Source organism: Streptomyces sp. NPDC006193 (genome assembly GCF_040613915.1).
Lineage (GTDB): Bacteria > Actinomycetota > Actinomycetes > Streptomycetales > Streptomycetaceae > Streptomyces.
Genome location: NZ_JBEXTB010000009.1, coordinates 140,171 through 166,293, shown reverse-complemented (window position 1 = coordinate 166,293; position 26,123 = coordinate 140,171). Strand labels below are relative to the sequence as shown.

The 26,123-nt window shown below is 74.2% G+C and carries 29 protein-coding genes and 3 tRNA genes; 6 read left to right on the top strand and 26 right to left on the bottom strand.

Going from position 1 to position 26,123, the window contains the following annotated elements; genetic code table 11:
- Positions 1-105: 105 nt before the first annotated feature.
- Positions 106-1,188: an adenosine deaminase gene (locus ABZ261_RS12525; RefSeq protein WP_356858189.1), complete on the top strand. Its 1,083-nt coding sequence runs from the start codon at positions 106-108 to the stop codon at positions 1,186-1,188.
- A gap of 71 nt (positions 1,189-1,259) precedes the next feature.
- Here ABZ261_RS12525 and ABZ261_RS12520 read toward each other — a convergent pair whose 3' ends face one another.
- The 9 genes from ABZ261_RS12520 to ABZ261_RS12480 all read right to left on the bottom strand — a co-directional run bounded on the left by ABZ261_RS12520 (position 1,260) and on the right by ABZ261_RS12480 (position 6,738).
- The gene (locus ABZ261_RS12520; RefSeq protein WP_356858187.1) at positions 1,260-2,315 is read right to left on the bottom strand and encodes a UDP-N-acetylmuramate dehydrogenase; all 1,056 of its coding nucleotides are present in this window, start codon (positions 2,313-2,315) and stop codon (positions 1,260-1,262) included.
- A 211-nt stretch (positions 2,316-2,526) separates the two neighbouring features.
- A complete protein-coding gene (locus ABZ261_RS12515) occupies positions 2,527-2,907 on the bottom strand; it encodes a DUF3291 domain-containing protein (protein WP_356858185.1) in 381 nt (126 codons plus the stop codon).
- A 30-nt stretch (positions 2,908-2,937) separates the two neighbouring features.
- Positions 2,938-4,398: a DHA2 family efflux MFS transporter permease subunit gene (locus ABZ261_RS12510; RefSeq protein WP_356858183.1), complete on the bottom strand. Its 1,461-nt coding sequence runs from the start codon at positions 4,396-4,398 to the stop codon at positions 2,938-2,940.
- 111 nt (positions 4,399-4,509) lie between these two features.
- The gene (locus ABZ261_RS12505; RefSeq protein ID WP_356858181.1) at positions 4,510-5,079 is read right to left on the bottom strand and encodes a helix-turn-helix domain-containing protein; all 570 of its coding nucleotides are present in this window, start codon (positions 5,077-5,079) and stop codon (positions 4,510-4,512) included.
- Between the two features lie 164 nt (positions 5,080-5,243).
- Complete coding sequence (locus ABZ261_RS12500) at positions 5,244-5,672, bottom strand: MaoC family dehydratase (protein WP_356858179.1); 429 nt, start codon at positions 5,670-5,672, stop codon at positions 5,244-5,246.
- 7 nt (positions 5,673-5,679) lie between these two features.
- The gene (locus ABZ261_RS12495; protein WP_356858177.1) at positions 5,680-6,132 is read right to left on the bottom strand and encodes a MaoC family dehydratase N-terminal domain-containing protein; all 453 of its coding nucleotides are present in this window, start codon (positions 6,130-6,132) and stop codon (positions 5,680-5,682) included.
- A gap of 158 nt (positions 6,133-6,290) precedes the next feature.
- Positions 6,291-6,455: a 50S ribosomal protein L33 gene (gene rpmG, locus ABZ261_RS12490; protein ID WP_003948671.1), complete on the bottom strand. Its 165-nt coding sequence runs from the start codon at positions 6,453-6,455 to the stop codon at positions 6,291-6,293.
- Positions 6,456-6,546: 91 nt separating this feature from the next.
- Positions 6,547-6,619 (bottom strand) — tRNA-Met (locus tag ABZ261_RS12485).
- 46 nt (positions 6,620-6,665) lie between these two features.
- Positions 6,666-6,738: transfer RNA gene (locus ABZ261_RS12480), tRNA-Thr, on the bottom strand.
- Positions 6,739-7,114: 376 nt separating this feature from the next.
- Here ABZ261_RS12480 and ABZ261_RS12475 point away from each other — a divergent pair.
- Together ABZ261_RS12475 and ABZ261_RS12470 are read left to right on the top strand one after the other, a co-directional pair.
- Positions 7,115-8,380 carry an amidohydrolase family protein gene (locus ABZ261_RS12475; protein ID WP_356858175.1) on the top strand — a complete coding sequence of 422 codons (1,266 nt, stop codon included), beginning with the start codon at positions 7,115-7,117 and terminating at the stop codon, positions 8,378-8,380.
- A 265-nt stretch (positions 8,381-8,645) separates the two neighbouring features.
- Positions 8,646-9,302 carry an SDR family oxidoreductase gene (locus ABZ261_RS12470; protein ID WP_356858173.1) on the top strand — a complete coding sequence of 219 codons (657 nt, stop codon included), beginning with the start codon at positions 8,646-8,648 and terminating at the stop codon, positions 9,300-9,302.
- A gap of 114 nt (positions 9,303-9,416) precedes the next feature.
- Here ABZ261_RS12470 and ABZ261_RS12465 read toward each other — a convergent pair whose 3' ends face one another.
- The 3 genes from ABZ261_RS12465 to ABZ261_RS12455 form a co-directional block, all read right to left on the bottom strand.
- Positions 9,417-9,629, bottom strand: coding sequence for a hypothetical protein (locus ABZ261_RS12465; RefSeq protein WP_356858171.1), 213 nt, complete (start codon positions 9,627-9,629; stop codon positions 9,417-9,419).
- A gap of 123 nt (positions 9,630-9,752) precedes the next feature.
- On the bottom strand, positions 9,753-9,977 hold the full coding sequence (locus tag ABZ261_RS12460) for a hypothetical protein (RefSeq protein WP_030747440.1): 225 nt from the start codon (positions 9,975-9,977) through the stop codon (positions 9,753-9,755).
- A 44-nt stretch (positions 9,978-10,021) separates the two neighbouring features.
- Positions 10,022-10,375, bottom strand: coding sequence for a DUF6233 domain-containing protein (locus ABZ261_RS12455; RefSeq protein ID WP_356858169.1), 354 nt, complete (start codon positions 10,373-10,375; stop codon positions 10,022-10,024).
- A 265-nt stretch (positions 10,376-10,640) separates the two neighbouring features.
- On the opposite strand from ABZ261_RS12455, the gene ABZ261_RS12450 reads away from it, so the two are divergent.
- The gene (locus tag ABZ261_RS12450; RefSeq protein WP_356858167.1) at positions 10,641-11,177 is read left to right on the top strand and encodes a hypothetical protein; all 537 of its coding nucleotides are present in this window, start codon (positions 10,641-10,643) and stop codon (positions 11,175-11,177) included.
- A 294-nt stretch (positions 11,178-11,471) separates the two neighbouring features.
- Here ABZ261_RS12450 and ABZ261_RS12445 read toward each other — a convergent pair.
- Positions 11,472-11,553, bottom strand: a tRNA-Tyr gene (locus tag ABZ261_RS12445).
- Positions 11,554-11,790: 237 nt separating this feature from the next.
- On the opposite strand from ABZ261_RS12445, the gene ABZ261_RS12440 reads away from it, so the two are divergent.
- The gene (locus tag ABZ261_RS12440; protein ID WP_356858165.1) at positions 11,791-12,279 is read left to right on the top strand and encodes a YajQ family cyclic di-GMP-binding protein; all 489 of its coding nucleotides are present in this window, start codon (positions 11,791-11,793) and stop codon (positions 12,277-12,279) included.
- Between the two features lie 131 nt (positions 12,280-12,410).
- Here the strand turns inward: ABZ261_RS12440 and ABZ261_RS12435 are convergent, their stop codons facing one another.
- A complete protein-coding gene (locus tag ABZ261_RS12435) occupies positions 12,411-12,677 on the bottom strand; it encodes a GlsB/YeaQ/YmgE family stress response membrane protein (RefSeq protein ID WP_356858163.1) in 267 nt (88 codons plus the stop codon).
- Between the two features lie 154 nt (positions 12,678-12,831).
- Here ABZ261_RS12435 and ABZ261_RS12430 point away from each other — a divergent pair, with 154 nt between their 5' ends.
- Entirely contained in the window at positions 12,832-14,085 is a 1,254-nt protein-coding gene (locus ABZ261_RS12430) for an amino acid permease (RefSeq protein ID WP_356858161.1), read from the top strand.
- A gap of 123 nt (positions 14,086-14,208) precedes the next feature.
- Here the strand turns inward: ABZ261_RS12430 and ABZ261_RS12425 are convergent, their stop codons facing one another.
- From ABZ261_RS12425 to ABZ261_RS12370, 12 genes are all read right to left on the bottom strand, one after another.
- Positions 14,209-14,601, bottom strand: a complete 393-nt coding sequence (locus tag ABZ261_RS12425) for a YccF domain-containing protein (RefSeq protein WP_356858159.1) — start codon at positions 14,599-14,601, stop codon at positions 14,209-14,211.
- Complete coding sequence (htpX, locus tag ABZ261_RS12420; protein ID WP_356858157.1) at positions 14,598-15,458, bottom strand: zinc metalloprotease HtpX; 861 nt, start codon at positions 15,456-15,458, stop codon at positions 14,598-14,600. The genes ABZ261_RS12425 and htpX overlap by 4 nt, the downstream gene beginning before the upstream one ends.
- 194 nt (positions 15,459-15,652) lie before the next feature.
- Positions 15,653-17,188, bottom strand: coding sequence for an NADH-quinone oxidoreductase subunit N (locus ABZ261_RS12415; protein WP_356858155.1), 1,536 nt, complete (start codon positions 17,186-17,188; stop codon positions 15,653-15,655).
- Positions 17,185-18,759, bottom strand: coding sequence for an NADH-quinone oxidoreductase subunit M (locus tag ABZ261_RS12410; RefSeq protein WP_356858153.1), 1,575 nt, complete (start codon positions 18,757-18,759; stop codon positions 17,185-17,187). The genes ABZ261_RS12415 and ABZ261_RS12410 overlap by 4 nt, the downstream gene beginning before the upstream one ends.
- 6 nt (positions 18,760-18,765) lie before the next feature.
- A complete protein-coding gene (locus ABZ261_RS12405) occupies positions 18,766-20,760 on the bottom strand; it encodes an NADH-quinone oxidoreductase subunit L (protein ID WP_356858151.1) in 1,995 nt (664 codons plus the stop codon).
- A complete protein-coding gene (nuoK, locus tag ABZ261_RS12400) occupies positions 20,757-21,131 on the bottom strand; it encodes an NADH-quinone oxidoreductase subunit NuoK (RefSeq protein WP_356858149.1) in 375 nt (124 codons plus the stop codon). The genes ABZ261_RS12405 and nuoK overlap by 4 nt, the downstream gene beginning before the upstream one ends.
- Complete coding sequence (locus tag ABZ261_RS12395) at positions 21,131-21,814, bottom strand: NADH-quinone oxidoreductase subunit J (protein ID WP_356858214.1); 684 nt, start codon at positions 21,812-21,814, stop codon at positions 21,131-21,133. The genes nuoK and ABZ261_RS12395 overlap by 1 nt, the downstream gene beginning before the upstream one ends.
- A 14-nt stretch (positions 21,815-21,828) precedes the next feature.
- Positions 21,829-22,380, bottom strand: a complete 552-nt coding sequence (locus tag ABZ261_RS12390; protein ID WP_356858147.1) for an NADH-quinone oxidoreductase subunit I — start codon at positions 22,378-22,380, stop codon at positions 21,829-21,831.
- Positions 22,381-22,382: 2 nt separating this feature from the next.
- Entirely contained in the window at positions 22,383-23,351 is a 969-nt protein-coding gene (locus ABZ261_RS12385; RefSeq protein WP_356858145.1) for a complex I subunit 1 family protein, read from the bottom strand.
- On the bottom strand, positions 23,348-24,916 hold the full coding sequence (locus ABZ261_RS12380; protein WP_356858143.1) for an NADH-quinone oxidoreductase subunit C: 1,569 nt from the start codon (positions 24,914-24,916) through the stop codon (positions 23,348-23,350). The genes ABZ261_RS12385 and ABZ261_RS12380 overlap by 4 nt, the downstream gene beginning before the upstream one ends.
- The gene (locus ABZ261_RS12375) at positions 24,913-25,524 is read right to left on the bottom strand and encodes an NADH-quinone oxidoreductase subunit B family protein (RefSeq protein WP_356858141.1); all 612 of its coding nucleotides are present in this window, start codon (positions 25,522-25,524) and stop codon (positions 24,913-24,915) included. Before ABZ261_RS12375 ends, ABZ261_RS12380 begins: the two co-directional genes overlap by 4 nt.
- On the bottom strand, positions 25,515-25,934 hold the full coding sequence (locus ABZ261_RS12370) for an NADH-quinone oxidoreductase subunit A (RefSeq protein ID WP_356858139.1): 420 nt from the start codon (positions 25,932-25,934) through the stop codon (positions 25,515-25,517). The genes ABZ261_RS12375 and ABZ261_RS12370 overlap by 10 nt, the downstream gene beginning before the upstream one ends.
- Positions 25,935-26,123: the final 189 nt, after the last annotated feature.

Below are 26,123 nucleotides of genomic sequence, written 5' to 3'. Positions count from 1 at the left end.
TGCGGGCCGTTTCCCCTGGGGAGGCGGCCCGCTCGCGCGTGCGGGCAGGACCACGAACGGGCAACCGGCTACCGGGACGGCTGGGGCGTACGGCAGGATCTGGGAATGGAGCCTGTACGTGATGAGCCTGTACGTGATCTCTCCGCGCTGCCGAAAGCCCATCTGCACCTGCACTTCACCGGCTCGATGCGGCCGGGCACCCTGCTGGAACTCGCCGACAGGCACGGGGTGCGGCTGCCCGACGTCCTGACGGACGCGCTGTCCCGGGGCGAATCGCCGAAGCTGCGCGCCACCGACGAGCGGGGCTGGTTCCGTTTCCAGCGCCTGTACGACGCGGCGCGCTCCTGCCTGCGCGAGCCGGAGGACATCCGGCGTCTCGTCCGGGAGGCCGCCGAGGAGGACCTGAAGGACGGCTCGGGCTGGCTGGAGATCCAGGTGGACCCGACGTCGTACGCGCCCCGGCTGGGCGGTCTGATCCCCGCTCTGGAGATCATCCTCGACGCCGTGGAGACGGCCTCCCGGGACACCGGGCTCGGCATGCGCGTCGTGGTCGCCGCCAACCGCATGAAGCACCCGCTGGACGCCCGCACGCTGGCCCGCCTGGCGGTGCGGTACGCGGACCGGGGGGTGGTCGGCTTCGGGCTCTCCAACGACGAGCGGCGGGGCATGGCCCGGGACTTCGACCGGGCCTTCCACATCGCGCGCGAGGGCGGCCTGCTGTCGGCGCCGCACGGCGGCGAGCTGGCCGGCCCCGCGTCGGTCCGGGACTGCCTGGACGACCTGCACGCCTCCCGGATCGGGCACGGGGTGCGCGCGGCCGACGACCCGCGGCTGCTGAAGCGGCTGGCCGACCGGGGCGTGACCTGCGAGGTGTGCCCGGCCTCCAACGTGGCGCTCGGCGTCTACGACAAGCCGGCGGACGTGCCGCTGCGCACCCTCTTCGAGGCGGGCGTGCCGATGGCCCTCGGCGCCGACGACCCGCTGCTCTTCGGCTCCCGGCTGGCCGCCCAGTACGAGATCGCCCGGCACGCCCACGGCTTCACGGACGCGGAACTGGCGGAACTGGCCCGGCAGTCGGTACGGGCTTCGGCCGCGCCGGAGGAGGTCAAGGCGCGCCTGCTGGCCGGAGTGGACGACTGGCTGAACTCCCCGGCCGGCGGGGACCGGCGTACGGCGGGGAGTGCCTGAGGGCTGACCGCCCGGCAGGGCCTCGGCCTCCTCCCGCCGGGCCCCCGGGAGGGCCGGGGGCCGGGGCCCGGCTACAGGCTGACGCCCACCGTCACCGGTTCGTTGACCAGCGTGACGCCGAAGGCCTCGCGGACCCCGGCGACCACCTCGCGGGCCAGGGCCAGCAGGTCCTCCGTGGTGGCGCCGCCCCGGTTGGTGAGGGCGAGGGTGTGCTTGGTGGAGATGCGGGCTGGCCCGGTGCCGTAGCCCTTGGTGAAGCCCGCCTTGTCGATCAGCCAGGCCGCGGAGGTCTTCGTACGGCCCTCCCCCGCCGGGTAGGCGGGCGGCTCGGCGGCGTCGCCCAGCCGGGCGCGCACGCGCGCGCGGAACGCGGCGAACTGCTCGTCGGTGAGGATCGGGTTGGTGAAGAAGGACCCGGCCGACCAGGTGTCGTGGTCCTCCGGATCCAGCACCATGCCCTTGCCGGCACGCAGCTTCAGCACGGCCTCGCGGGCGTCGGCGAGCGGCGCCCTGCCGCCCGGCTCCACCCCGAGCGCGCGGGCCGCCTCGGCGTACCTGACCGGCGCGGACAGCCCGCCCGCGTCCTCCAGGGCGAAGCGGACCCGGAGCACGACGTAGCGCTCGGGGTCGGCCTTGAAGCGGCTGTGCCGGTAGGAGAAGGCGCACTCCTCGTTCGTCAGCGTGACGGTCTCGCCGGCACGCCGGTCGTACGCGATCACCTCGGTGATCGTCGAGGACACCTCCTGGCCGTAGGCGCCCACGTTCTGGATCGGTGTGGCGCCCGCGGATCCGGGGATGCCGGCCAGGCACTCGATCCCGGCGAGCCCGGCCTCGACGGTGCGGGCGACCGCGTCGGTCCACACCTCGCCGGCCGCCAGCTCCAGGGTGGTGCCGCGCAGTTCGACCCCGCGGGTGGCGATCCGCAGGGCGGTGCCGTCGAATCCCTTGTCGCCGATGACCAGGTTCGATCCGCCGCCGATGACCAGCAGCGGCGTGCCGTGGTCGTCGGCCTCGCGGACGGCGGCGATCACCTCGGCGTCGGTCGTGGCGGTGACCAGCCGCGTCGCGGGACCGCCGAGCCGGAAGGTGGTCAGCGGGGCAAGGGGGGCGTCGTGGAGTACCTGCACGGGCCCAAGACTACGAGACGCCTCCGGCAGCACCGCATCCGCACGGGCGGCGCCCCGAACGGCGCCCGGCCGCCGTCGCCTGCCGGGAACGGCAGGCACGCGCGCGTGGTCCTCCGCGGTCCACGCGCGCGTGCGCGCTGCGAACGCCGGGCGTCCCGCGCGCCCCGGTGGGCGCCGCGGTCCACGCGCGCGTGCCGGCCGGCCTCACCGGTCACGCCAGTCGCCGGACCGCCTCCTCCCAGCTCACCGGCAGTTGGTCGGCGGAGGCCCGCCAGGTGGCGAAGGCGACGTCGAGCATCTCGCCGGCCAGGCCGCGGGAGGTAGGCCGGTGGGCGCCGGAACCGGCGAACGCCTTCAGCGCGTCGGCCGACTCCCACGCGGACAGCGTCCAGAAGGTCCGGCGCAGCGGCTGTGCCCTGAGGGTGGCCCCGTAGGCGCCGGGCGCCCGGCCGACCTGCCGCCACACGGCCGGTGTGCGCAGGAGGAAGCGGAGGGCGCCCCACAGGGTGCGGGTCCGGAAGCGGGAGGCGAAGACGTGGACGTCGGCGCCCTGCGGCGGGATGTTCGGCACGGTCCAGGGAAGGGTGGGCATCGCGGGCTCCTCGGGCGGAAGGGGTGGGGGTCAGCGGGGGGTGCTCTCCAGGACCGGTGCGGACGGCCGTCCGGTCGCCGCGGCGGGGCGGCCGGCGCCGCGGCGGGCCGGGATCGCCAGCGCGGCGGCCGCGGCCAGCGCGACCACCGCCGCGCCGGTGACCAGGGCCGGCCGCAGTCCGTCCACGAAGGTCTGCGCGGACTCGTAGCCGCCCTGCGCGGAGAAGATCGACGACATCACCGCGACACCGAGCGCGCCGCCCACCTCGCGCAGCGCGTTGTTGGCGCCGGAGGCGACGCCCTGCTCCTGCGGGCGGACGCTGGACATGACGAGGTTGGCGGCCGGTGCGAAGTACAGGGCCATGCCGACGCCGCTGATGATCAGGGCGGGCAGCTGGACGGTGTAGGAGGCGTCCGCTGTGGCCACCAGCGCCAGCCAGCCGAGGCCGGCGGCCTGCAGGAGAAGGCCCGCGGCGACGACCGGCCGCCCGCCGACGCGGTCGGAGAGGATCCCGGCGACGGGCGCGACGAGCATGGGCATCCCGGTCCACGGCAGCATCCGCAGGCCCGCCTCGGTGGGCGAGTAGCCGAGCACGCCCTGCATGTACTGGCTGAGCAGGAAGATCGAGCCGAACATGCCGACGAACATCAGCAGGCTGGCCGCGTTGATCCCGCTGAAGGCGCGGGAGCGGAACAGCCGCATGGGCAGCATGGGGTGGGCGGCGCGGGAGCTGTAGACCGCGAAGCCCGCCAGCAGGGCCCCGCCCGCGACCAGCGTGGTGAGCACGACGGAGTCGGTCCAGCCGTCGGCGGGCCCGCGGACCAGGCCGTACACGATCCCGAAGAGCCCGCCGCTGGCGAGCAGCGTGCCGGGGACGTCGAGGCGGGCCCCGGCGCCGTAGGACTCGGCGAGGCGCAGGCGGGCGAGCGGCAGCGCGGCCAGTCCGAGCGGGACGTTCAGCCAGAAGATCCAGTGCCAGGAGACGTGCTCGGTGAGGCTGCCGCCGATGAGCGGCCCGGAGGCGACGGCGAGTCCGTTCACGGCGCCCCAGATGCCGTACACCGTGCCGCGCCGGGCCGCGGGGACGGCCGCGGTCAGCAGGGTGAGGGTGAGCGGCATCATGACGGCCGCGCCGACGCCCTGGACCGCGCGTGCGGCGATCAGGGAGCCGATGCCGGGCGCCATGGCCGCGGCGGCGGAGGCGCCGGTGAAGACGGCGAGTCCGGCGATGAACAGCCGGCGGCGCCCGAAGCGGTCGCCGAGGGCGGCGCCGGACATCAGCAGGACGGCGAAGGTGAGCGTGTAGGCGCTCACGGTCCATTCCAGGTCGTCGAGTGCGCCGCCGAGGTCCTCCCGGAGGGAGGGCAGGGCCGTGGTGACGACGAGGTTGTCGAGGGCCGCCATGAAGCCGGCGACGCTGGTGACGACGAGGGTCCACACGGCACGCGCGCGTGGCGGGGTGGTGCCGGCCGGGGCCGTCCGCTGTGACATCGCTCCCCCAGAGCATGATTCGGTTAGTTATTGATGACTAACTTCGCTGGCCGTGGCAGTCCCACGACCACCGCGGAGCGGCCGGGGAGGGCGTACGCCCGCCGGGCGCCGCTATGCCTCCAGCCGGCCCGTGGACCGCGCCGACGGGTAGAGCCCCTCCCACACCCGATGCTCGGGCGGGAACCCCATGGCCACCAGGCAGTTGATGAGCATGCCGTGCGCCAGGAAGAGCGTGGTCTCCTCGACGTCCGCGCCGAGCGCCAGCCGCACGGTGTCCCACAGCCGCGTCCAGCCGGCCCGGACGCTCGCGCCGAACTCCCGGTCGCCCTCCTGTTCCGCGGCGGCCACGGCGACGTACATCTGCATCTGCATCATCAGCCGCTCGGGCCGTTCCGCGATGACCTCGGTGTACGCGTTCGCCATGGCGTGCAGGGCTTCCTCTCCCCGCAGCCCCCGCGAGGCCTCCTCGAAGGTGCGGATGGTGTCCTCGACGCAGCGCTCGGCCGCCGCGAGGAAGATCGCCCTCTTGCCCGGGAAGAGACGGAAGAGGTACGGCTGCGAGACGCCGACCCGCTTGGCGATCGCCTCCGTGGAGGTGCCGTGGTACCCCCCGCGGGCGAATTCGGCGGTCGCGGCGCGGATGACGCTCTCCCGCCGCTCCTCAGCACTCATCCTGACCATGCGAAGAAAGTTAGTGCTCAATCACTAACTTGGCAAGGCCGGGCGTGCCGGTCCGCGGCAAGGGCGCAGTGCGCCGGTCCGCGGGAAGGACTCACCGGGCCGCTGCATGCGTGAGGGGCGCCCCCCGGGGAGGAGACGCCCCTCAGCTCTCAGGCCGTGCGCCGTCAGGCCAGCCGTACGACGGCCCGGGACATGCCCAGCACCTTCTGGCCGCCGCTCGTCGCCGTCAGGTCCACCCGCACGGTGTTGCCGTCCAGCTTGGCCGCCACCTTGCCGCTGACCTCGATCACGGCGCCCCGGTCGTCGTTGGGGACCACGACGGGCTTGGTGAACCGGACGCCGTACTCGACGACCGCCCCGGGGTCCCCGGTCCAGTCGGTGACCACGCGGATCGCCTCGGCCATGGTGAACATGCCGTGCGCGATGACGTCCGGCAGGCCCACCTCCTTGGCGAACTTCTCGTTCCAGTGAATCGGGTTGAAGTCCCCGGAGGCGCCGGCGTAGCGCACCAGCGTGGCGCGGGTCACGGGGAAGGTCTGCGGGGGCAGCTCGGTGCCGACCTCGACCTCGTCGTACGCGATCTTCGCCGTCATCAGGTCCTCACGCCTCCTCGGCCGCGCGGGCCACGAGCTTGGTCCAGGCGGTCACGACGTGCTCGCCCGTTTCGTCGTGCACCTCGCCGCGGATGTCCACGATGTCGTTGCCCGCGAGGGACTTCACCGCCTCGATCGTGGAGGTGACCGTGAGCCGGTCGCCGGCGCGCACCGGGCGGGTGAAGGCGAACTTCTGGTCGCCGTGCACCACGCGGCTGTAGTCGAGGCCCAGCTGCGGGTCCTGGACGACCTGCCCGGCGGCGCGGAACGTGATGGAGAACACGAAGGTCGGCGGGGCGATCACGTCGGGGTGACCGAACGCCTTGGCGGCCTCGGGGTCCGTGTACACCGGGTTGGTCTCGCCCACCGCCTCGGCGAACTCCCGGATCTTCTCCCGGCCCACCTCGTAGGGCTCGGTGGGCGGGTACGTCCGTCCCACGAAGGACTGGTCGAGCGCCATGGCCCGGCACCTCCTGAAGTCTGCTGCGATGGCCCCAAATTAGCCGGACCAGCCACCCGCTGTGCACCGGGGCCGGTGGGGCGACAGGGGCGCCGGGCTGGTGGAAAACGCCGTGAGGCCGCCCCCTGGGAAGGGGACGGCCTCACGGACGAGCCTTTTTATCGCGTTTCGCGGTGCGCGGTGTGCGCGTTGCAACGCGGGCAGTGCTTCTTCATCTCAAGACGGTCCGGGTTGTTACGCCGGTTCTTCTTGGTGATGTAGTTCCGCTCCTTGCACTCCACGCAGGCCAGCGTGATCTTCGGGCGGACGTCGGTGGCAGCCACGTGAGTGCTCCTAAGACGAACGGATGGACTAACTTCAACGCAAGAAAGAGTAGCCGATCGAAGGACCGACCCCGCAATCGGCTACTGTCAGTAGCGGTGACCGGACTTGAACCGGTGACACAGCGATTATGAGCCGCTTGCTCTACCGACTGAGCTACACCGCTTTGATGAGATCGGGTCCCGCCTCGCGGCGGGAACCTCTCACACCAGAGCCCCAAAACGGAATCGAACCGTTGACCTTCTCCTTACCATGGAGACGCTCTGCCGACTGAGCTATTGGGGCGAGCGATGAAGACATTACACGGTCCGCCGCCGTTCGCCCAAATCCGTATCCCGGCGGCCCCCGCGCCCCCCTGCCGGTCCGCACCGCGGCCCCGCCGAGCCCGGACGGCACGGCTCTTCGCCCGCGCCGGCCGGTGCCACGCGGCCGGGCGAGGCGGGTGCCGCCACGGGGCGGACCACGCCGGTACGACTATTGCGCTCCTACGCGCTCCGCGCGGTTCGCCGTCCTAGGCTCGACACGCTTTGCGTGATCTTGGGGCGCGTACGGCCCGAAGCCCGCGCGGCCCCGCCCGAGCCCCGGCCCCCCGGGCCCCACGCCCGGTCCCGACCCTCGGCCCCGACCCTGGCCTCGACCTTGGCCCCGACCCTGGAGCGCGATGCCCGACAGCCAGCCGCAGCCGCACCCGCCGTCGGACCCGTCGGGGTCCTCGGGACCGTCCGGCCCGGCCGCCCTCCTGCTCTGCGGGGCGCGGCTCACCGACGGCAGGACCGTGGACGTGCGGCTGGGCGGCGGGCGCATCGAGGCGGTGGGGACGTCCGGCAGCCTGGGCGCCGGCACCGCCCGGACGCCCGCCACGCGCGTGGACCTGAGCGGCTACCTGCTCCTGCCGGCCCCGGCCGAGGCGCACGCCCACGGCGACACCGCCCTGACCGCCGAGCGCCCCGGCCCGGTGTCGTACGCCCCCGAGGACGTCCAGCGCCGGGCCACGGAGGCGGCCCTGCTGCAGCTCGGCCACGGGGCGACGGCGCTGCGCGCGCACGTGCGCGTGGGCGATGTGCAGGGCCTCGGCGCGCTCGGCGCGGTCCTGCAGGCGCGGCGGTCGCTGCGCGGGCTGGCGGAGCTGACCGCGGTGGCGATGCCGCGGCTGCTGACCGGGGTCGCCGGGGGCGAGGGGCTGGCGATGCTGCGGGACGCCGTGAAGATGGGCGCCTCCGTGGTGGGCGGCTGCCCGGACCACGACCCGGACCCGGCCGGCTATGCGGAGGCGGTCCTGGAGCTCGCCTCCGAACACGGCTGCCCGGTGGACCTGCACACGGACGCCGCCGACCCGGCCCGGCTGTCCCGGCTCGCGGCCATGGCGGCCGGGCTGCGCCCGGGCGTGACCATCGGGCCGTGCGCCGGTCTGGCGCGCCTGCCCGCCGACGCCGCCTCCCGCGTGGCCGAGCAGCTCGCCGCGGCCGGTGTGACGGTGGTGTGCCTGCCCCAGGGCGGCTGCGGCAGCACCGACCGGCGGGGCACGGCTCCGGTACGGCTGCTGCGCGCGGCCGGCGTGCGGGTGGCGGCGGGCAGCGGAGCCCTGCGCGACGTCTCGAACCCGGTCGGGCGCGGCGATCCCCTGGAGGCCGCCTATCTCCTCGCCTCCGTCCACGGCCTGCGCCCGGAGGAGGCCTACGACGCCGTGTGCGCCTCGGCCCGCGCGGCGCTGGGTCTGCCGGAGGTCCGCGTGGAGGCGGGCTTCCCGGCCGAGCTGCTGGCCGTGCGCGGCGACCGGCTGGCCGGCGCGCTCTCCCTGGCCTACAGCAGGATCGTGGTGCACCGGGGCCGGGTGGTGGCCCGTACCAGCGCGGTCCGCGAGTACTGCGGCTCGGCGACGGCGGCGGACCCGGGACTGCCGCGGCAGGGGCGCAAGGAACTGTCGTGAGGGCGCGGGCGGGTGAGTCCGCGCGGGCGGGGGCGGGTGGGGTGGTGGCCCGCACGGGCGGGGGCGGGTGGGGTGGTGGCCCGCACGGGCGGGGGCGGGTGGGGTCGTGGCCCGCGCGGGCGGGGGCGGCGCCCGGTGCGTCCGCCGTCTGACGCGGCCTCACCGTCAGGCCGGTGCGCGCCGGCCGGCGCGCACCGCGGGCGCCGGGAGCGGCGCCGGGCGACCCGTGCGGCGGATGCGGCCCTCCGGGCGTACGGTCGGTTGCATGCGCATTGTCATCGCTGGTGGTCATGGTCAGATAGCGCTGCGGCTGGAGCGCCTGCTCTCCGCGCGCGGGGACGAGGTGGCGGGCATCGTCCGCAAGGCAGAGCAGGGCGACGACCTGCGGGCGGCCGGCGCCGAACCGGTGCTGCTCGACCTGGAGTCCGCCTCGGTGGAGGAGGTCGCGGCGCACCTGGAGGGCGCGGACGCGGCGGTCTTCGCGGCCGGCGCGGGTCCGGGCAGCGGCACGGCCCGCAAGGACTCCGTGGACCGCGGCGCGGCCGTGCTGTTCGCGGACGCGGCCGTCCGCGCGGGCGTACGCCGTTTCCTGGTGGTGTCCTCGATGGGCGCGGATCCCGCGCACCCGGGCGACGACGTCTTCGACGTGTACCTGCGCGCCAAGGGCGAGGCCGACGCGTACGTCGCCCGGCAGGAGGCCCTGGACTGGACGATCCTGCGTCCGGGCTCGCTGACGGACGAGGCGGGCACCGGTCTGGTCCGCCTGGAGGCGCACACGGGCCGCGGGGCGGTGCCGAGGGACGACGTGGCGACCGTGCTCGCGGAGCTGGTGGACACACCGGCGACGGCGGGGCTCACGCTGGAGCTGATCAGCGGTTCGACGCCGGTGTCGGTCGCGGTGAAGGCGGTGGCCGGGAACTGAGAGCGGCGGCCGGACGGCGGCCTGACCGGACCGGCGGCCGGACGGCGGCCGGCCCGGTCCGCCTCGTCCGTGTGCCGCCGGCCCCGGGGCCCGCCCGCGCCGGCCCGTCGGGGGTCAGAACAGGGGCAGCTGCCCGGGGAAGTCCGGCACGGCGTACCCGTCCAGCGCCGGCTGGACCGCTCCGAGCTGCGCCTGCCGCCGCGATCCGGCGCAGGAGACGAGCTCCCCGCTCCCCCGCGCACCGGGCGGGTCGTGCCGCGCGAAGCGGCCCGCCACGACGGCGATCTCGCGGCGGCACACGGGACAGGTTCTGCGTCGGGAGGACATGCCGTCAGTGTGCCCCGCCGGGGCCGCCGGGTACGCCACGCGCCTGCGGCGGAGCGGCACGGCACCGCCACGCCCGCGCCGTCACGTCCGCGCCGTCACGCCGACGCCGTCACGCCCGCGCCGTCACGTCCGGGTCTCCGCCTCCCACCGGTCGGGCCCCACTCCGCGCCAGTCGATCAGCGGGGAGTCGGCCACCTCCTCCGGTTCGATCTCCAGCCCCGCCCGGCGCAGGAACTCCACCAGGTCCCGCACGCTGTGCGCGAGGCCGAGGATCTCGCCGTCCACCCGGACCCGGCGCCCGCCGGTCGGGGACGGCAGGTGCACGATGATGGGACGTTTCCCGGCCATGGCTCCAGCATCTTCCGGACCGGCCGGGCCCGCACCCGGGCCGGTCATTCGACGATTCCCAGCTCGGTGTCCGGCCGGCACAGCGGGCACGGGGGGACACCTCCTTCGGTGAGGGCGCGTACCGCCTGCTCCCGGCCCACGCCCTTCGTCCGTCCGCCGGCGCCCGTGCAGCCGCCGACATGCACGTACACGGCGGTACGGCCGTTCAAACCGCGCTCGACGGCCCACTCGGGGACGTTCCGCCGGGCGGCGAGGCGACGCCGCCGTTCGGCCTCCCGGCGCTCCTCGTCCGCGATCCACCGGTCCATCAACGCGAGCTGCCGGGCAGCCTGGTGTTCGACGACACGGCGGGCGAAGCGCAGCATGTCGAGACGCGTCAGCGGACGGTCCTCGTTCACACGTTCGATTCTAATGGCGGCACGGCGGCCGTGGCGGGCGGGGGGTGGTGTCCGGTGCGGTTGGGGGCCGGGCACGCCGGACACGGCCGGACCGGAGGAGCGGTCGACGCCCGAAGCGGAGGGAGGGCACGGAGGAACCGTTACAGCAGCACCGGTGTGGGGCTGCCCGAAAAGGGCCTTCGACAAGCGTTTCGGGTACGGCGCGACCCGAAGGCGCGGGCAGGGAGAGCGCAACAGCTTGCAGAACGCGTGATTCAATGCCCGCATGGAGGCGACCGGTACACACTTAGGACCGTTGGAACTGGTCAGCGGGCATTGGGCAGTCGGAGACGCCACACGTCCGGACACCCACTGGGTGGAGTTCCGCCCGGACGGGCTGCACCAGCACGAGCCGGACTCCGAGGGATGGTCGGTCCCGTGGTCGAGGATCATGACGGGCATCCGGCTCACGTGGGGCAAGCACTCCTGGAACACCAACGACAGGGGCATGTACACGCCCAAGGGAATGGTGGCTGGGCGCGACGGCGGCTGGATGCACATGACACTTCGCCACCCGTACGAGGACCACCAGCTGCGCTTCGACCAGCACGCGCGCCCGTACCGGGCGGTGGATGCCCTCCGGCTGGAGAGTCTGCTGCGGCAGCTCACCGACGAGGGGAAACTGCACCTCCTGGGCGACCCGGAGTGGGTGGGTCGCGCCGTGGCCTGCCTGACCGGCGGGAGAAACAGCTGGCTCACGCAGCGTGCGCTGCGGCGGGTGGCGACCGAGGCCATAGCAACGGCCGGCTCCGGCAACCTCTGAGGGCTCCGACCACCCCCGCCACCGTGGGGGCTCCGCCGCCCCACAAGTGCCCCGTCAAGCCATCCGCCGCGTGCGGGGTCGGGCAACACGCACACAGCACTGCGAGTGGACGTGTGCCGCCCGACCGCCCACCTACGCACCGCGCGCCGACCGTGGCGTGACCAACGCCTCACCGTGGACCACGGGTTCGCGGACGGAGCACCTGCGCCGACGCCGCCGGGCTAGCTCGGACCCAGGAACGCCGAAAGGGTCTGTGATCAGCATTGCTGCTGATCACAGACCCTTTCGATCGTGTGGCGGCGCCAGGATTCGAACCTGGGTAGGCATAGCCGACAGATTTACAGTCTGCTCCCTTTGGCCGCTCGGGCACACCGCCGGGTTGTGCTGCCTTTTCGCACCCGCTTTCGGCGGTGCTCCCTGGCAACGACGTAAACAATACCCGATGCGCAGGGGTGCTCCGCCACCCGGTTGATCTCCGCGCCGGGGGGCGCGGGGTGGCTAGGCTGGTGCGGATGCGGCCCGGTCACCACCGGGTCCGGCGGTCGCCGCCGCGCACACCGGCACGCAGCCGGCACGCACCCGATACGCACCCCGATACAAGGAGCCACAGGACATGGCCGACTCCAGTTTCGACATCGTCTCGAAGGTCGAGCGGCAGGAGGTCGACAACGCCCTCAACCAGGCCGCCAAGGAGATCTCGCAGCGCTACGACTTCAAGGGCGTGGGTGCCTCGATCTCGTGGTCCGGTGACAAGATCCTCATGGAGGCGAACTCCGAGGACCGGGTGAAGGCCGTCCTCGACGTCTTCCAGTCCAAGCTGGTCAAGCGCGGCATCTCGCTGAAGGCCCTGGACGCGGGCGAGCCGCAGCTGTCCGGCAAGGAGTACAAGATCTTCGCGTCGATCCAGGAGGGCATCTCCCAGGAGAACGCGAAGAAGGTGGCGAAGATCATCCGCGACGAGGGTCCGAAGGGCGTGAAGGCCCAGGTGCAGGGCGACGAGCTGCGGGTCAGCTCCAAGAGCCGGGACGACCTGCAGGCCGTGATCGCCCTCCTGAAGGGCAAGGACTTCGACTTCGCGCTGCAGTTCGTGAACTACCGGTAGTCGGTACGGCCCGGCGGCCGGTACGGAGCCGGGCGGCGCGGAGGGGCGGGCACCCGGCGGTGCCCGCCCCTCCGCGCCTGCGTTCCCGCGCCTCCGTTCCCCCGCCTCCGTTCCCGCGCCGCCCTGCCGGGTCAGTCGCGCGAGTTGCCGAAGAGGATGCGGTACACGATCAGCAGCACCAGGGAGCCGCCCACGGCCGCGGCCCACGTGGCGCCGTCGTAGAAGTCCTTGGTGATCGGGTGGTCCAGCCAGCGCGCCGAGATCCAGCCGCCGATGAACGCGCCCGCGACGCCGATGAGGGTCGTGCCGATGAAGCCGCCGGGGTCGCGGCCCGGCAGGAGGACCTTCGCGATGGCTCCGGCCAGCAGTCCCAGAACGATCCAACCGATGATGCCCATGCCGTGAACCTGCCCTTCCGCACCGTGTCCGCACCGTGCGGTCCCCGGGTGTCCGGTGGGACCCGCCGTCCGTCACGCGCGAGTTCATCCCGTGTCGGTGAAGAGGACGTCACGGGTCCACCCGGCGGTTGCCGCCGTCAGTAGGGTGCGGCTCATGAAGCGCACGGACGCCGCTCTGCGCCGCACGCTGGGGATGCGGGACGCCGTGGTGGTCGGTGTCGGCTCCATGCTCGGCGCCGGCGTCTTCTCCGCTCCGGGCCCCGCGGCGCGCGCGGCCGGGCCGGGGCTGCTGCTCGGGCTGGCCGTGGCGGCCGTGGTGGCGTACTGCAACGCCGTCTCCTCGGCACGGCTCGCCGCCCGCCACCCGGCCTCCGGCGGGACGTACGTGTACGGCAGGGAGCGGCTGGGGCCCTTCTGGGGGTACCTCGCCGGGTGGGCGTTCGTGGTCGGCAAGTCGGCCTCCTGCGCGGCGATGGCACTCACCGTGGGGGCCTACGTCCGGCCCGGGAACGCGCACGCGGTGGCGGTCGCGGCCGTGGTGGCCCTGACCGCCGTGAACTGCCTCGGCGTCCGCAGATCGGCGTGGCTGACACGGGTCGTCGTGGCCGTCGTGCTCGCCGTCCTCGCCGCGGTGGTCGTGGTGTGCCTCGGCTCCGGGCGGGCCGTCGCCGGGCGCCTGGACGTCTCCCTCGCGACGGGCGCGGGCGGGGTGCTGCAGGCCGCCGGACTGCTGTTCTTCGCGTTCGCCGGGTACGCCCGGATCGCCACCCTCGCAGAGGAGGTGCGCGATCCGGCACGCACGATCCCGCGGGCGGTCCCGGTGGCCCTGGGGATCGTGCTGGTGGTGTACGCGTGCGTGGCCGTCGCGGCGCTCGGCGTGCTCGGCGCCGGGCGGCTCGGGCAGGCGACGGCGCCGCTCGCCGAGGCGGTGCGGGCGGCCGGGGCGCCGGGGCTCGTGCCCGTGGTGCGGGCCGGGGCGGCCGTGGCCGCGCTGGGCTCGCTGCTCGCGCTGATCCTCGGCGTGTCCCGGACGACGCTCGCCATGGCCAGGGACGGGCACCTGCCGGGCGCGCTGGCGGCCGTGCACCCGCGCTTGCGGGTGCCGCACCGGGCGGAGGCGGCCGTCGGCGCGGTGGTCGCGGTGCTGGCCGCGACGGTGGACGTGCGCGGCGCGATCGGTTTCTCGTCCTTCGGCGTGCTCGCCTACTACGCCGTCGCCAACGCCTCGGCCTGGACGCTGAGCCCGGCTCCCTCGGCCCGTGCGGTGCCTGCGGTGGGCCTGCTGGGCTGCGTCACGCTGGCGTTCGCGCTGCCCGTGGCGTCGGTGGCCGCGGGGGCGGGGGTGCTCGCGGCGGGCGCGGCGGTCCACGGCGTACGGCGGGCGCGGGCCGGCCGGCGGCGGACATGAGGCGCCGGGGTCGGCCTTCGGTCACGGGGCCTGGGGCCTGCGGCGGGGTCCGGAGGGCGGGGCCTCGGGGCCTGCGGTGAGCGGGGCGTCGGGGCCGAGGGCCGTCGGGCGCGGGGCCTCGGCTCAGCGGGAGGCGAACGGCTGGTCGGTGGGGACGATCTCGCGGCCCAGCGGCAGCAGGGACACCGGGATCAGCTTGAAGTTGGCCACGCCGAACGGGATGCCGATGATCGTGACGCACAGGGCGATGCCGGTGGCGATGTGGGCGAGCGCCAGCCACCAGCCGGCCAGGACGAGCCAGAGGACGTTGCCGACGCAGGAGGGGGCGCCCGCGTCGCGGCGCTCGACCGTGGTGTACCCGAACGGCCACAGGGCGTAGAGGCCGATGCGGAAGGCGGCGACGCCGAAGGGGATGCCGATCACCGTGAGGCACAGCAGCACGCCGGCCAGCACGTAGCCGAGGAAGAGCCAGAAGCCGCTCAGGATGAGCCAGACGACGTTGAGGAGGGTTCTCACGGGCTGCCTGCCATTTCCTCGAGGCGGGCGATGCGCTCCGCCATCGGCGGGTGGGTGGAGAACAAACCGGACAGCCCCTGGCCGGGGCGGAAGGGGTTGGCGATCATCATGTGGCTCGCCGTCTCGATGCGGGGCTCGGGGGGCAGCGGAAGCTGCTTGGCGCCCGCCTCCAGTTTGCGCAGGGCGCTGGCGAGGGCGAGCGGGTCGCCGGTCAGCTGGGCGCCGGAGGCGTCCGCCTCGTACTCCCGTGAGCGGCTGACGGCGAGCTGGATCACGGTGGCGGCGAGCGGCCCCAGAATCATGATCAGCAGCATGCCGAGCAGGCCGGGGCCGTCGTCGTCGTCGGAACGGCCGATCGGGATCAGCCAGGCGAAGTTCACCAGGAACATGATCACGGAGGCGAGGGCGCCGGCGATCGAGGAGATGAGGATGTCCCGGTTGTAGACGTGGCTCAGCTCGTGGCCGATGACGCCGCGCAGTTCGCGCTCGTCCAGGAGGCGCAGGATGCCGTCGGTGCAGCACACGGCCGCGTTGCGCGGGTTGCGGCCGGTGGCGAACGCGTTGGGGGCCTCCGTCGGCGAGATGTAGAGCCGGGGCATGGGCTGGCGGGCCTGCGTGGACAGCTCGCGCACCATCCGGTACAGCCCGGGGGCCTCGAACTCGCTGACCGGGCGGGCGCGCATCGCGCGCAGCGCCAGCTTGTCGCTGTTCCAGTACGCGTACGCGTTCGTGCCCAGGGCGACCAGGACCGCGACGACGAGCCCGGCGCGGCCGAAGAAGGCGCCGATGACGATGATGAGCGCGGACAGCCCCCCGAGGAGAACTGCGGTCCTGAGCCCGTTGTGCCGGCGGTGCACGGTGCGCCCTCCCGAGTCGTGCAGCTGGGGAACACTCTCTGATCCGGTGGACCCTCCCGCCGGGCACAACGCCGGGCGGCCGCCACGAGTTCCCCGGTGCGGCCGGTGGCGCGGCGCCGCCGCACGGGTGACGCGCGTCGCCGCCCCCGCGCGCGTGGGTGAGCCGGGGGCGCCCCGCGCGCGCGTGGCGGCTCCTAGAACAGTCCGGTGGCCGTGAAACGCAGGACCAGCTGGGGCGCCCCGGACAGGGCGACGCCGAGGACCCCGGTGAGGGCGACGGCGGCCGTGAGGGGGGCCGGGACGCGGTGCCGGACGGGCTCGCCCTCGGGGGCGCGGAACAGCAGGGCCGTCCACTGCAGGTAGTAGAAGAGGGCGATCACGACGTTGACGGCCATGACGACGGCGAGCCAGCCGAGGCCCGCGTCGACGGCCGCCGAGAACACGGTCACCTTGGCGAACAGGCCGATGACGCCCGGCGGCAGCCCGGCCAGGCACAGCAGGAAGAAGGCCAGCCCCAGCGCGGTGACCGGGTTCGTGGCGTACAGGCCGCGGTAGTCGCTGAGCCGGTTCAGCGCCCGGCCGCGGCCGACCAGGGCGGCGACCGCGAAGGCGCCGAGGTTCACGGCGGCGTACATCAGGGCGTACGCGACCGTGGAGCCGATCGCCTTCTCGGCGTCCTCGGTGTACGCGGCGGCGGCGATCGGCACCAGCAGGTAGCCGGCCTGGCCGACGGAGGACCAGGCGAGCAGCCGCACCGCGCTGTACGCGCGCGTGGCCTGCTGGCGCAGGGCGGCGACGTTGCCGACGGTCATGGTGAGCGCGGCCAGGGCGGCCAGGGCGGGCCCCCAGACGTCGGCGTACGACGGGAACGCGACGACGGTGACGAGGATGAGGCCGGAGAAGCCGACCGCCTTGCCGACGACGGACAGGTAGGCGGCGACCGGCAGCGGCGCGCCGGCGTAGGTGTCGGGCACCCAGAAGTGGAAGGGCGCGGCGGCCGTCTTGAAGGCGAAGCCGACGAGGGTGAGGACGACGCCGGTCTGGGCGAGGGTGTGCAGCTGCCCGTCGGTGTGCGCGAGGCGCTGGGCGACCTGGGTGAGGTGCAGGGTGCCGGTGGAGGCGTAGACGAAGCTGACGCCCATCAGGCTGACCGCGGTGGCGGTGACCGAGGACAGGAAGAACTTCAGGGCGGCCTCGGCGGACCGCTTGTCGCCGTGCCGGATGCCGACGAGGGCGAAGGCGGGCAGGGAGGCGACCTCCAGGGCGACGATCAGGGTGGCCAGGTCGCGGGAGGCGGGCAGCAGGGCGGCGCCGGCGGCGGAGGAGAGCAGCAGGAACCAGAACTCGCCCGCCGGGACGCGCCGCCTCTCGTCGTCCAGGTGGGTGACGGACAGAAGGGCCGCGAGCAGCGCGCCGCCGAGGACCAGGAACTGGATGACGAGCGTGAAGCGGTCGGCGGTGTAGCTGCACGCGTGCGCGGGGCCGGTGGTGCAGAAGGTGCTGCGGTCGCCGCCGCGCAGCGGCAGGAGCAGCAGGGCCGACGCGGCGAGTCCCGCGACCGAGACCCAGCCGAGGACCGGCTTGCGGTGCTCGGGCACGAACAGGTCGGCGACGAGGACGGCGAGTGCCACGGCCGCGGCGACGGTGGGCGGGGCGATGGCGAGCCAGTCGACGGACTGGACCGTCTGCTGGATCGCCGGCTGGGCGAGCGGCTGGGCCAGGGCGCTCATCGGGGGCCTCCTGCGAGGAGCTGCTGCACGGCCGGGTCGGTGAGGCCGAGCAGGGCCTTGGGCCACAGTCCGGCGACGACGGTGAGGGTGACGAGGGGGGTCCAGGCGGCGAACTCGTAGCCGTGGACGTCGGCGAGCTGGGGGGCCTCGCGCTCGGCGCCGCCCATGCAGACGCGGCGGACCACGATCAGCATGTATGCGGCGGTCAGCAGGGTGCCGAACGCGCCGATCGCCGTGAAGGCGAGGAAGGCCGGCCGGCCGAGGCCGGCGGCGGGCCGGAAGGCGCCGAACAGGGCCAGCATCTCGCCCCAGAACCCGGCGAGCCCGGGCAAACCGAGGGAGGCGACCGCGCCGAAGGCGAGCAGGCCGCCCAGGCGCGGGGCCCTGCCGTAGAGCGCGGCGCCGGTCCGTTCGGCCAGGGCGTCCAGATCGGTGGTGCCGGTGCGGTCCTTGAGCGCGCCGACCAGGAAGAACAGCAGGCCGGTGATCAGGCCGTGGGCGATGTTGGCGAACAGGGCGCCGTTCACGCCGGTCGGGGTCATGGTCGCGATGCCGAGCAGCACGAAGCCCATGTGGCCGACGGAGGAGTAGGCGATGAGGCGTTTGAGGTCGCCCTTCGCGCCGCGCCTGGCGAGGGCGAGGCAGGCCAGGGATCCGTAGACGATCCCGACGACGGCGAACGCGGCGAGGTACGGCGCGAAGGTGCGGAAGCCGTCCGGCGCCACCGGCAGGAGGATCCGGACGAAGCCGTACGTGCCCATCTTGAGCAGGACGCCGGCCAGCAGGACCGAACCGACGGTCGGCGCGGCGGTGTGGGCGTCGGGCAGCCAGCTGTGCAGCGGCCACATCGGCGTCTTCACCGCGAGTCCGATCCCGATCGCCAGGACCACGACGACCTGCACGGACGTGGTCAGGGACCGGCCGTTGTCAGTGGCGAGTGCCACCATGTCGAACGTGCCCGCCTTGATGCCCGTCAGGAGCAGGCCGAGCAGCATCACCACGGAACCGAGCAGTGTGAACAGGATGAACCGCCACGCGGCCCGGGTCCGGTCCTCGCCGCCCCACCGGGCGATGAGGAAGTACATCGGGATGAGCACCGTCTCGAACGCGAGGAAGAACAGCAGCAGGTCGAGGACGGCGAAGGTGGCGAGGGTGCCGGACTCGAGCAGGAGCAGCAGCGCGACGAACGCCTTCGGGGACGGGCCCGACGGCGGCTTGGCGTACGAGTAGAGCGCGCAGAGGAAGGTCAGCAGCGCGGTCAGCACCAGAAGGGGGAGGGAGATGCCGTCGATGCCGAGGTGGATCCGCACGTCGAGCGCGGGGATCCAGCTGATGTCGGTCGTGGCCTGCATCCTCGACGGATGGCCGTGGTCGAAGCCCAGCGCGAGCACGATCGCGGCGATGAGGACCGCGCCGGTCACGGTCACGCCGTGCCGGAGCACGGCCTGCCCGGGCGACTTCCCCTTCAGTCCGGGCGGGGCCGGGAGGAGGGCGGCGACGGCGCCGAGGAGCGGGCCGACGACGACGAATGCCAGAAGGAACTGCATCACGGACTCGCTGATATCGATCACGCCTGCTCACGCTCCCGTGGCGACGAGGAGGACGGCGACCGCCAGGACGACGGTGCCGGCGAGCAGCGCGCTCACATAGGTCTGCACGTTGCCGGTCTGGGCGCGCCGTACGGCGGCCCCGAGCAGCCGGGGCAGCGCGGCGGCGCCGCGTACGTAGGTGTCGACGACCTCGCGGTCGAGGAACCGGACGAGACTCGCTCCGGCCTGGACCGGGCGGACGAACAGCGCCGTGTACACCGCGTCCAGGTGGAAGCCCGCGGCCGCGTGCCGGTGCAGCGGGCCGAGCAGCAGCCGTCCGGGGTCCGCCGGGTCACAGGCGGCGGCGATGTCGCCGTAGGCCGGCTGGTGGGAGGCGATGGCCGCCGCCTCGACCTGCCCGGCGTCGCCCTCGGGGTGGGCGGCGACCGCGCCCAGCGGGGCGCGGGCGGCGAGCGCGGCGGTGCGCTGCCAGGCGCCGTGCGCGAGCAGTCCGCCGACCAGGGCGAGGCCGGTGCCGAGGATGGAGGTGAGGAGGGTCGGGGTCAGGTCGCCGCCGTCGAACCAGCCGGGCAGCGTGCGGTACGCGAGCCCGCCGAGGGCGAGGGACGGGACCGCCAGGACCCACAGCACCACGGTCGTCGTCAGCGGCTGCCTGCCGTGATCGGGGACCTCGGCGCCGCGGCCGCGGAAGGCGAGCAGCCACAGCCGGGCGGCGTACGCGGCGGTGAGCAGGGCGGTGAGCAGGCCGGCGACGAGGACGATCCAGCCGGCGGCGGCGGGGGCGTGCTCGGTGTGGCCGGCCGTCGCATGCTCTGCGGCGCCGAGGACGGACTCCTTGGAGAAGAAGCCGCTGAAGGGAGGGATCGCGGCGAGCGCGAGCAGCGCCACGGTCATCGTCCAGTAGGCGTCCGGGACGCGGTCGCGCAGGCCGCCCATGCGGGACATGGCGGCCAGCGAGTTGGTGCCGGCGGCGTGGATGATCACGCCGGCGGCGAGGAACAGCAGCGCCTTGAAGGCGCCGTGCGCGAGGAGGTGGAAGACGGCGGCGCCGCGGTCGCCGACGGCGAGGGCGCCGGTCATGTAGCCGAGCTGACCGATCGTCGAGTAGGCGAGGACGCGTTTGATGTCGTCCTGGGCGAGGGCGGCGAGACCGGAGCCGGTCATCGTCACGGCGGCCATGACGGCCAGCACGGTCATCGCGGCGCGCGAGGACTCGAACACCGGGAGGAGACGGGCGATGAAGTAGACACCGGCGGCCACCATGGTCGCGGCGTGGATCAGCGCCGAGACGGGCGTCGGGCCCGCCATGGCGTCCGGCAGCCACGTGTGCAGCGGGAACTGCGCCGACTTGCCCGCCACTCCGGCGAGCAGCAGCAGCGCGATCGCCGTGGGGTGGTCGAGGCCGCCGCTCGCGACGGCGCCGAGGACGCGCGTCACGCGGAACGATCCGGCGTCGGCGGCCAGCGCGAACAGGCCGATCAGGAACGGCACGTCGCCGAGCTTGGTGACCAGGAAGGCCTTCAGGGAGGCGGCGCGGGCCTCGGGGGTCTCCCAGTAGTGGCCGACCAGGAAGTAGGAGCAGATGCCCATGACCTCCCAGCCCACCAGCAGCACGATCAGGTCGCCGGAGTAGACGACGAGGAGCATCGCGGAGGTGAACAGGGAGACGAGAGCGGCGTAGGAGGGGTAGCGGGGGTCGTCCCTGAGGTAGCCCGTGGAGTAGATCTGCACGCAGGCCGCGACGAACGCGACCAGGACGGCGACGAGCGCGGCGAAGCCGTCGATGTGCAGGGCCAGCTCGATCGGGACGGACCCGGTGGGCGTCAGCTCGGTGTGGGCGTCGACGGCCGCGTCGCCGCCCTGGCGCACGGCGACCAGCGCGGCCAGCACGAGCGAGGCCAGCGGCGGCAGCACGGCGAGCGGGCGGACGAACCCGGGCGCGGTGCGGCCCAGCAGCAGGCCGGCCGCGGCGCCCAGGAACGGCAGGAGGGGGACGAGGACGGCCAGGGTGGTCGTGGTCACGAGGTGGCCTCAGCCTTCTCGGCCGCGGGGGCGCCGGCGCCCTCGGTGTCGGGGCCCTCGGCGGTGTCGCGGAGCTTGTCGATGTCGGAGGTGCCGCGGTTGCGGTGGACGGCCAGCACGATCGCCAGGCCGATGCCGATCTCGGCGGCGGCGACGGCGATGGTGAACAGGGTCAGCGCCTGCCCGGAGTGCAGGGTCTCCGTGGCGGTCCGGCTGAGCCAGACGTCGAAGGCGACCAGGTTCAGGTTGACGGCGTTGAGCATCAGCTCGACCGACATCAGGACCAGGATCGCGTTGCGGCGGGCGAGGACGCCGTACAGGCCGGTGCAGAAGAGGAGGGCGGAGAGGACGGCAGGAAAGGCCAGGTGCATCAGCGGGCGCCTTCCTCGTCGCCGGACGCGTCCACGGCGGCCGGGGACGCGGCGCCGGCGGTGGCCGGGGACGCCGCGGCGGCCGGGGACGCTGCGGCCGGGGGCTCCGCGTCCGCGCCGGACCTCGCCTTGCGGGACAGGACGATCGCGCCGACCAGGGCCGCCAGGAGCAGCACGGACAGGGCCTCGAAGGGCAGCACCCAGTGCCGGAACAGGCTCGCCCCGGTGACGCGGGTGCTGCCGGCGGCGGGGCCGTCCAGGTCGATCCAGGTCGTCCGGAAGGCGTCCGCGACCACCCAGACCAGAGCGACGGCGGCGGCGGCCGCGACGGCGAGGGCGGCCGGGCGGTTGCCGGAGTCGGCGTCCGGGGAGCGGCCGATGGGGGCCTTGGTGAGCATCAGACCGAACAGGAGGAGGACGACGACGGAACCGACGTAGATCAGGACCTGCACCCAGGCGATGAACTCGGCCGTGAGCAGCAGGTACTCCACGGCGAGGCCGCCGAGCGCGACGACGAGCCAGAGGGCGGCGTGCACCAGCTGCCGGGTGGTGACGGTGACGAGCGCGGCCCCGAGGGTGACCAGGCCGACGAGCAGGAAGGCGATCTCGACGCCGGTCGGGGACAGGAAGCCGTGCCGGGCGGCGGCGAGGGGCGCGCCCTGCCCGGCCCCGGCGAGGCTCACGGCTGCGGCGAGGCTCACGAGTCGCCCTCCCGGGGTGCGGCCTGCGCGGCGGCCAGTTTCTCGGCGGTCTTGCGGGCGGCGGCGATCTCCTTGGGCTCCTCCGCGCCGGCGTCCAGGGCGGGCGGTGCCGGGACGGTCCACATCCACTCGCGCAGCTTGTCCCGCTCGTGCGTGAGGTCGCGGATGTCGGTCTCGGCGTACTCGAACTCCGGGGACCAGAACAGGGCGTCGAAAGGACAGACCTCGATGCAGATACCGCAGTACATGCACAGCGAGAAGTCGATCGCGAACCGGTCCAGGACGTTGCGGCTGCGCTCGCGCCCGCCGGGCGCGGCCGCGGGGACGGTCTCCTTGTGGGAGTCGATGTAGATGCACCAGTCCGGGCACTCGCGGGCGCACAGCATGCACACCGTGCAGTTCTCCTCGAACAGGCCGATCACGCCGCGGGTGCGGGGCGGCAGCTCGGGCAGGGCGTCCGGGTACTGCTCGGTGACCGTCTTCCTCGTCATCGTGCGCAGGGTGACGGCCAGGCCCTTGGCGAGGCCGGAGCCGGGGATGGGGGCCATGGTTACGAGATCACCACCTTGACGACGCCGGTGAGGGCGATCTGGGCGAGGGAGAGGGGCACGAGGAGGGTCCAGGACAGCTTCTGGAGCTGGTCCTCGCGCAGCCGCGGGTAGGTCACGCGGAGCCAGATGACCAGGAAGGCGAGGACCGCGGTCTTCAGCAGGGTCCACACCCAGCCGAGCCCGTCGGCTCCCCACGGGCCGTGCCAGCCGCCCAGGAAGAGCACGGTGGTCAGACCGCACAGGACGACGATGCCGGCGTACTCGGCGAGCAGGAACAGGGCGAACCGGAGACCGGTGTACTCGGTGTACGCGCCGAAGATGATCTCGGAGTCGGCGACGGGCATGTCGAACGGCGGGCGCTGCAGCTCGGCCAGTCCGGCGACGAAGAAGACGACCGCGCCGACGATCTGCCACGGCACCCACCACCAGTGGAAGGCGTCCAGGATGCCGGGCAGGGACACCGTGCCGGCCGCCATCGCCACCGAGGCCGCCGCCAGCAGCATCGGGAGTTCGTAGGCGAGCAGCTGGGCGGCCGTGCGCAGGCCGCCGAGCAGGGAGAACTTGTTGGCGCTGGCCCAGCCGGCCATCAGCGAGCCGAGCACGCCGACGCCCATCACCGCGAGCACGAAGAACACGCCCGCGTCCAGGACCTGGCCGACGGCGCCCTCGCCCGGCCCGATGGGGACGGCGAGCAGCACGAGGAGGTACGGCAGCAGCGCCACGGCGGGGGCGAGCTGGAAGACACGGCGGTCGGCGCCGGCCGGGACCACGTCCTCCTTCTGCGCGAACTTCACGCCGTCGGCGATGAGCTGGGCCCAGCCGTGGAAGCCGCCCGCGTACATCGGGCCGAGGCGGCCCTGCATGTGGGCCATCACCTTGTGCTCGGTCTGGCCGACGATCAGCGGGAAGGTGAGGAAGACGCCGAAGACGACCAGGAGTCGCAGGGCGACGTCCAGCACGCCGTTCACTGCGGGCCTCCTGTGGGGTCGTCGGGGGTGTGCGGGTCGTCGGGTACGCCGGTACGCGGGGCCGGCGTCTGCCGGGGGCCCGGCGGAGCCGGCGGCTGCCCCGTGCCGTGCGGGGGCGCGGGCGCCTGCGGCGGCTCGGGTGCCCGTTCCGGCTCGGGAGCGTGTTCCGGCTCCGGCGCCTGCTGCGGCTCGGGCGTCCGCTGCGGCTCCGGTCCCGTGGCGCGCTCCGGGGCGGCGCCGGGCTCCGGTCCGGCGGAGCGGTCCGGGGCGGCGCCCGGCTCACGCCGGGCAGGGCCCTTGGGGGAAGCGTCCCGCTCTCGTCCGGCCGGGCCCTCCGGGGAGGTACCGCTCCCCCGGCCGGACGGGCCGTCAGGCTCCGGAGCGGTGTCCCGCTGCGGCTCGGTGGGCTTCTCCGGGGCCGGGGCGGGCTCAGGGGCGCCGGCGGGCTCCTCGTACGCCGGGCGGGCGTGGTGCCACGGGGCGTCCGTGCTGCGGGGGGCCGTGCCGCGGCGGGCGGGGCCGTCCGCGGCTGGCGGGGCGGCCGGTTCGGTCCGCTGCGAGGCCGAGCCCTCCGAGGCGCTGCGCGCGCGGCGCGGCCGGGCGGGCGGGGCCGCCGGACCGGGCTCGTGCGCCACCGGGGCCTCGGCGGCCGGCCCGTCCGGGGCGCCCTCCGCCGCCGCCCGGGCGGTGTCGGCCTCGACCGCGGCCTGCTCGCGCGTCGCCGCGCCCTCGGACCGCGCCGCCTGCCGGCTCGCCGAACCCTCGCTCGCGCTCCGCGTCCGGCGCGGCCGCGCGGGCGTACCGGCGTCGGCGCCCGTGGCCGCCGCGGCGGCCTGGCCGGTCCGCGCGGCCGGTGCCGTCTGGCTCGCCGAGCCCTCCGACGCCGAGCGGGTGCGCCGTACCGTCCGGTCCCCGGCCGCGCGCGCCGGCCGCTCTCCCGCCGGGCGTCCGGCTGCCCGGGCGGGGCGGGCCGGAGCAGGGGGGAGCTGGCCCTTGAGGGGGCCCCACTCGTTCGGGTCGGGGACGCCCGGGGGCAGCATCTGGCGGCGCTTGGGCGCGCCGTGCGCCGCGCCGGCCGCGGGCTCCCCGGGCTCCTTGGCGCCGGGCCAGGCCTTGGCGACGCGGGCGGCGAGGACGAAGTCCTTGCGGAGCGGGTGGCCCTCGAAGTTCTCGGGGAGCAGCAGGTGGTCGAGCCCCGGGTGGCCCTCGAAGACGACGCCGAACATCTCGTGGGTCTCGCGCTCGTGCCAGGCGGCGCCCGCGTAGACGCCGACGGCGGAGGGCAGGGCCGGCGCCTCGTGCGGGACGGTCGTGCGCAGCAGCAGCCGGCGGACCGGGGAGAGGGCGGCGACGTGCGCGGCGACGCGGAAGCCCGTGCCCGGCTCGTCGACCGCGCTGAGCCAGTCGAAGAAGGTGCAGCCCAGGGTGGTGCGGGCGGTTTCCAGGGCGGTGAGCCAGGAGGACGGCGGCACGTCCACGGTCAGGAGGTCGTACGCCTCCCCGGCCGTGGCGTCCGCGCCGAACAGTTCCTCGGCGGGGGCGGGCAGCCAGCCGGCCGTGCTCATCGGGCGTCCCCCTCGACGGCCGGGGCCGGGGGCTTGACCAGGCCGCTCTGCAGGGCGGCGGCGGACGGCCGGGCGGGAGCGGCGCCGTACCGCTCGCCCAGCGATTCGCGGGCGATCTTCTCCTGGAGCTTGAGGATGCCCTGGAGCAGCGCCTCGGGGCGCGGCGGGCAGCCGGGGACGTACACGTCCACGGGGATGATCTGGTCGACGCCCTTGGTCACGGAGTACGAGTCCCAGTACGGGCCGCCGCAGTTGGAGCAGGCGCCGAAGGAGATGACGTACTTCGGCTCGGGCATCTGCTCGTACAGGCGCTTGACGGCCGGGGCCATCTTGTCGGTGACGGTGCCGGAGACGACCATCAGGTCGGCCTGGCGGGGACCCGGCGCGAAGGGGATCACGCCGAGCCGGATGAAGTCGTGGCGGGCCATCGACGCGGCGATGAACTCGATCGCGCAGCAGGCGAGGCCGAAGTTGAAGACCCACAGCGAGTAGCGGCGGCCCCAGTTCAGGACCACCTTCATCGGCTCGGGGGCGAGACGCGCGAGCGCGCCGAGCCGCTGGGGCTCGGGCAGCGGCTGGGGCTGCGGGAGGGAGGGGTTCACGTCCATGCCAGGACGCCCTTCTTGTATGCGTACAGCAGGCCGACGGCGAGGAAGCCGAGGAAGACGAACATCTCCACGAGGGTCGTCGCGCCGTAGCCGGGGGCGGCGAAGACCGTCGCCCAGGGGAACAGGAAGATCGAGTCGACTGCGAAGATCACGTACAGGAAGGCGTACACGTAGTAGCGGACCTGGGTGTGGGCCCAGCCCTCGCCGACGGGGTCGACGCCGCACTCGTAGGTCAGGAGCTTCTCCGGTGTGGGCACGACCGGGCGCAGCAGGCGGCCGGCGCCGAAGGCGACCGCGACGAACAGCACGCCGAGGAGGGCGAGCAGTCCGACCACCGAGTAGGACTGGAAGTAGCCGGCCGCGACGGCGTCCGCCGCGGCGGTCGTCGAGTCCCCCAACGTCTCCCGCACGTCCGTCCCTCGCTCCCTGACCTCTGACCTTCGTGTCCTTCGTGACCTGTGATGCGACCGATTCGAGGATCTGTACGCACACGGGAGTCTAGGCCCTGATAAAGACCTGGTAAGCAGGCCGTCACTCGCTGAGCCGTGCGGGGCCCGCCGGGGTGGGGTTTTCCCCAGGCGGCGGAGGGCGGCGTACCG

Bases quoted from the DNA above. Each gene is read 5' to 3' on its own strand.
- ABZ261_RS12380 (WP_356858143.1), bottom strand. From the start codon at position 24,916: ATGAGCACGGCCGGCTGGCTGCCCGCCCCCGCCGAGGAACTGTTCGGC.
- ABZ261_RS12500 (WP_356858179.1), bottom strand. From the start codon at position 5,672: ATGACGGCGAAGATCGCGTACGACGAGGTCGAGGTCGGCACCGAGCTG.
- ABZ261_RS12415 (WP_356858155.1), bottom strand. From the start codon at position 17,188: ATGAGCGCCCTGGCCCAGCCGCTCGCCCAGCCGGCGATCCAGCAGACG.
- ABZ261_RS12515 (WP_356858185.1), bottom strand. From the start codon at position 2,907: ATGCCCACCCTTCCCTGGACCGTGCCGAACATCCCGCCGCAGGGCGCC.
- ABZ261_RS12495 (WP_356858177.1), bottom strand. From the start codon at position 6,132: ATGGCGCTCGACCAGTCCTTCGTGGGACGGACGTACCCGCCCACCGAG.
- ABZ261_RS12475 (WP_356858175.1), top strand. From the start codon at position 7,115: ATGCCCGACAGCCAGCCGCAGCCGCACCCGCCGTCGGACCCGTCGGGG.
- nuoK (WP_356858149.1), bottom strand. From the start codon at position 21,131: ATGCACCTGGCCTTTCCTGCCGTCCTCTCCGCCCTCCTCTTCTGCACC.
- ABZ261_RS12510 (WP_356858183.1), bottom strand. From the start codon at position 4,398: ATGTCACAGCGGACGGCCCCGGCCGGCACCACCCCGCCACGCGCGCGT.
- ABZ261_RS12505 (WP_356858181.1), bottom strand. From the start codon at position 5,079: ATGGTCAGGATGAGTGCTGAGGAGCGGCGGGAGAGCGTCATCCGCGCC.
- ABZ261_RS12430 (WP_356858161.1), top strand. From the start codon at position 12,832: ATGAAGCGCACGGACGCCGCTCTGCGCCGCACGCTGGGGATGCGGGAC.
- ABZ261_RS12525 (WP_356858189.1), top strand. From the start codon at position 106: ATGGAGCCTGTACGTGATGAGCCTGTACGTGATCTCTCCGCGCTGCCG.
- ABZ261_RS12450 (WP_356858167.1), top strand. From the start codon at position 10,641: ATGGAGGCGACCGGTACACACTTAGGACCGTTGGAACTGGTCAGCGGG.
- ABZ261_RS12460 (WP_030747440.1), bottom strand. From the start codon at position 9,977: ATGGCCGGGAAACGTCCCATCATCGTGCACCTGCCGTCCCCGACCGGC.
- ABZ261_RS12470 (WP_356858173.1), top strand. From the start codon at position 8,646: ATGCGCATTGTCATCGCTGGTGGTCATGGTCAGATAGCGCTGCGGCTG.
- ABZ261_RS12375 (WP_356858141.1), bottom strand. From the start codon at position 25,524: ATGGACGTGAACCCCTCCCTCCCGCAGCCCCAGCCGCTGCCCGAGCCC.
- ABZ261_RS12465 (WP_356858171.1), bottom strand. From the start codon at position 9,629: ATGTCCTCCCGACGCAGAACCTGTCCCGTGTGCCGCCGCGAGATCGCC.
- ABZ261_RS12440 (WP_356858165.1), top strand. From the start codon at position 11,791: ATGGCCGACTCCAGTTTCGACATCGTCTCGAAGGTCGAGCGGCAGGAG.
- ABZ261_RS12435 (WP_356858163.1), bottom strand. From the start codon at position 12,677: ATGGGCATCATCGGTTGGATCGTTCTGGGACTGCTGGCCGGAGCCATC.
- ABZ261_RS12390 (WP_356858147.1), bottom strand. From the start codon at position 22,380: ATGGCCCCCATCCCCGGCTCCGGCCTCGCCAAGGGCCTGGCCGTCACC.